The sequence below is a fragment of the Pseudoalteromonas sp. genome (assembly GCF_041613455.1).
Lineage (GTDB): Bacteria > Pseudomonadota > Gammaproteobacteria > Enterobacterales > Alteromonadaceae > Pseudoalteromonas.
In genome coordinates, this window is record NZ_JBFJHD010000261.1 from 1 (window position 1) to 3,673 (window position 3,673).

4 protein-coding genes are annotated in these 3,673 nt (G+C 44.2%); all 4 read left to right on the forward strand.

Annotated elements, in window-relative coordinates; all coding sequences use genetic code 11:
- Nucleotides 1-127, forward strand: a 127-nt coding sequence (locus ABYB02_RS15545; protein WP_372763311.1) for a helix-turn-helix domain-containing protein, incomplete at its 5' end; no start/stop codon positions are given.
- Nucleotides 128-370: 243 nt separating this feature from the next.
- Nucleotides 371-1,318, forward strand: a complete 948-nt coding sequence (locus tag ABYB02_RS15550) for a porin (RefSeq protein WP_372763308.1) — start codon at nucleotides 371-373, stop codon at nucleotides 1,316-1,318.
- Nucleotides 1,319-1,327: 9 nt separating this feature from the next.
- On the forward strand, nucleotides 1,328-2,803 hold the full coding sequence (locus ABYB02_RS15555) for an SLC13 family permease (protein WP_372763309.1): 1,476 nt from the start codon (nucleotides 1,328-1,330) through the stop codon (nucleotides 2,801-2,803).
- Nucleotides 2,804-2,948: 145 nt separating this feature from the next.
- The coding region (locus ABYB02_RS15560; protein ID WP_372763310.1) for an aldehyde dehydrogenase family protein at nucleotides 2,949-3,673 on the forward strand (725 nt) is incomplete at its 3' end.

The window sequence follows — 3,673 nt, forward strand, 5'->3', positions numbered from 1 at the left end:
AGAAGAAGCACTGCAGCGCAACCAGGGCAGTATTAAAAACACCATGGCCACACTGCAAATTGCCCGCAAAACGCTTTACGATAAAATGCACAAATACCAATTAAATCGCGATATGTTTACTGACTAACAGCTCATTCAGCGCACCCCGTAACCGCTGGTGTGCCCGCTGCTTTGCCTAAAACCACGCACGCGAGTGTGTGGTATCAGTAACACCTTCCTTATTGAGTGTGTGGAAACCCGCACACTTAAGCCATTGCAGAATCCTAAAATTATAATAAACTACTGATAATATAGGTTATTTTATAGTTGGCCATTATTTTGCTATTAGTGTGCACAACAATAAGTAAATTATAATAATTAGGACAACAACATGAATAAAACCCTGTTTAAATACAGTGCGCTGTGTGCAGCTGTGTGTTTACCCACAGTGAGCGTAGCCGCTGAATATAGCGTGTATGGTAAAGCGGAAGTGCAAATTGCTAAAACCGATACCGGTGTAATGCGTTACGCCGATGAAGGCACGCAAATTGACGCGCCGTTTTCGCGTATTGGCATTAAAGGGCAACACACACTGAATGAGTATTTTACTGCAGTGTTTAAATACGAAGTGCAAGTAAAAGGCTTTGAACACGACGATACCAACGACCCATTTGCTGCGCGCAATACTTATTTAGGTTTAAAAGGCGCATTTGGTGAAGTGGTTGTGGGACGTAACGACAGCCGCTTTAAATATTCAGAAGGTAAGTTAGATGGCTTTAATGAAACACAAGCCGATATAGCACAGGTGATCGCAGGGCAAGACCGTTTGGGTGACACCATTACCTACACCTCTAATTATTGGCATAACACTCAGTTTTCATTTACCTACGCCCCCAAAGACGATAATAAAGACAATCAGGCAGGTTTTGCAGCGACAATTATTTACGGCGATCGTAATTTAAACAATACCGCTTATTACCTGTCGCTGAGCCATGTTGACTCATTGAATAATATTAAAGCAAGTCGTATCACTGGGGTGTACAAATTTGCGCAATTAAAACTGGGCGCCTTGTATCAGCATTCAGAATCCATTGATGGCACTAAATCGGGTAATGGCTATGTGCTTAGTGCCAGCTACACTATGGATAAGTGGGTACCTAAATTACAGTTTGCTAAAGACGATTCTGCTCTACGTCAAAAAACAGAGGCGACGCAGTGGAGTACTGGGGTAGATTACCTATTTGACAAACAAACTACGGCTTACTTGCTGTATACCGATTTAGAGCTTAAAGATGATGACGATAGCAGCTTAGCGCTGGGTCTTAGGTATAAATTTTAAGGTGTAATGATGACACAACAAACTTTACAAAATGACACCGAAAAAAATCAATTTAAACACTGGTTTTTACTGTTGCTTGGGCCAAGCGTAATGTTACTGACGTGTTTGCTCGATCCACCTTCAGGCATGTCCAGCGCCGCATTTAAAACCGCAGGCTTAGCCTTTTGGATGGCGTCGTGGTGGGTCAGCGAAGTAGTGCCTATTCCAGCAACAGCGCTACTACCGTTAGTGATATCGCCTTTAGCAAATATAGCGGGAATGAAAAGTGTAGCTGCACCGTATGCTCACCCGCTCATATTTTTATTTTTAGGCGGCTTTTTAATTTCTATCGCCATGGAGCGCTGGGGATTACATAAACGTATAGCGCTAAGCACTATGCTGTATGCGGGTACTAAGCCAAGCTTACAAATTTTAGCGATGATGTTAGTGACCGCGTTTTTATCTATGTGGATGTCAAATACCGCCACCGCAGTAATGATGCTGCCGATTGCACTGTCTATTACGCATTTAGTGAAGCAGTCAGATCCAAGTAATGACGGCTTTGGTAAAGCACTCTTATTGTCTATTGCTTATGGCGCCAGTATTGGCGGCATTGCAACGCTGATTGGTACCCCCCCTAATGCATTAATGGCCGCCTATTTGTCAGACAGCTACCAAATAGAAATTGGCTTTGCGCAATGGATGAAAGTGGGCGTGCCGCTTGCCGTTAGCATGTTAGTGATTAGCTGGATCTGGCTGACAAAGTTTGCTTATAAAGTCGATGCAAGCAATAAAACGAGCCAAAAAGTGGATACCAAAACGGTATTTACTCAACAATTACACGCATTAGGAACCATGCAACGTGCTGAAAAAGGCGTGTTGTTTGTATTTGTGCTGGCTGCCGTGTGTTGGATATTTAGGCCGTTATTGGGGGAGATCAGTGGGCTAAGTATTTCTGACACTACCATCGCGATTGCCGCCGCCTTATTATTATTTGTGTTACCGGCTAACAATGGCAGCCACGAGCGCATACTCGACTGGGAAAGCGCCGCTAGAGTGCCATGGGGCGTGTTATTATTATTTGGCGGTGGCTTAACATTGGCTGCACAAATTAAGTCTTCGGGTTTGGCTGAATATATTGCGCAAATGATCCAAGGTGCCAGTGCAATCCCCTTAGTGTTGAGCATTTTAGTGGTGGTGGCCTTGATCACCTTTTTAACCGAGATCACCAGTAATACCGCAACGGCAGCAGGCTTTTTACCGTTACTAGGGCCGGTGGCCGAGTCGATTGCTGGCTCACCGTTAGTATGGGTTATTCCTGCGGCTATTGCCTGTAGTTGTGCATTTATGATGCCTGTGGCAACCCCGCCCAACGCAATTGTATTTGGCTCAGGGCAGATACAAATGCGCGATATGATCCGTGCCGGCTTTGTGCTTAATATAGTGGCTATTGTATTAATTACCTTAGTCACCATGACCATAGCCGCGCACGTTTTTGGTTTTTAAAATTAATCGTTAAGTAAGTTCCCAACCACCATGCAGAGTAACTTAGCATTAAAACCCTTGTTTTCGATGTTAAGTTACTCTTTATTGCTCGTAAAACAGAACAAGGTTATAGTTTGCCTTACCGTTACACAGCGAGTGATTTATTTTGCCTAACCAGACACCCGAACCGTCTTTATTAACTACGCAATTTACCCAGTTACAACAGCATTTTGTTGCACACCCGTATTTAGCCATTAACACGCGTATTAGTGTGTTAAAACAATTACGTGGCCGTTTAGTGGAGTTAGAAGATGAGTTAACAGCGGCGGTGTCTAAAGACTTTGGTTACAGAACCGCATTTGATACCTTAGTGGGCGATTTGCTACCTACTATGCAAGCGTTAGCGCATACCATAAAAAAACTGCCGAGTTGGTCAAAGCCAAGTAAACGTTCGGTGGGCTTGAGTTTATGGCCCTCTAAGATAAGTGTTATCTATCAGCCCAAAGGCGTAGTGGGAATTATTGCGCCGTGGAATTACCCTATCCAGTTAGCAATCGTGCCCGTGATAACCGCATTAGCAGCAGGTAATCGCGCTATGTTAAAGCTCAGTGAGTTTACCCCGCACACTAATGCGGTGCTTGAAAAGCTCTTTAGCGGCGAACTACAACAGCATTGCCATGTGGTGCAAGGAGACAGTGAGGTTGCCAGTGAATTCTCGTCATTACCTTTTGCACACTTATTTTTTACCGGCTCTATTGCTGTGGGGAAGCGGGTTATGGCCGCTGCCAGTGCAAATTTAACCCCAGTGACATTAGAGCTAGGGGGTAAATCGCCAGCGATTATCACCGAAAAAGCCGATATTAAACAAGCAGCTAAAGCAATTTTGTTTGG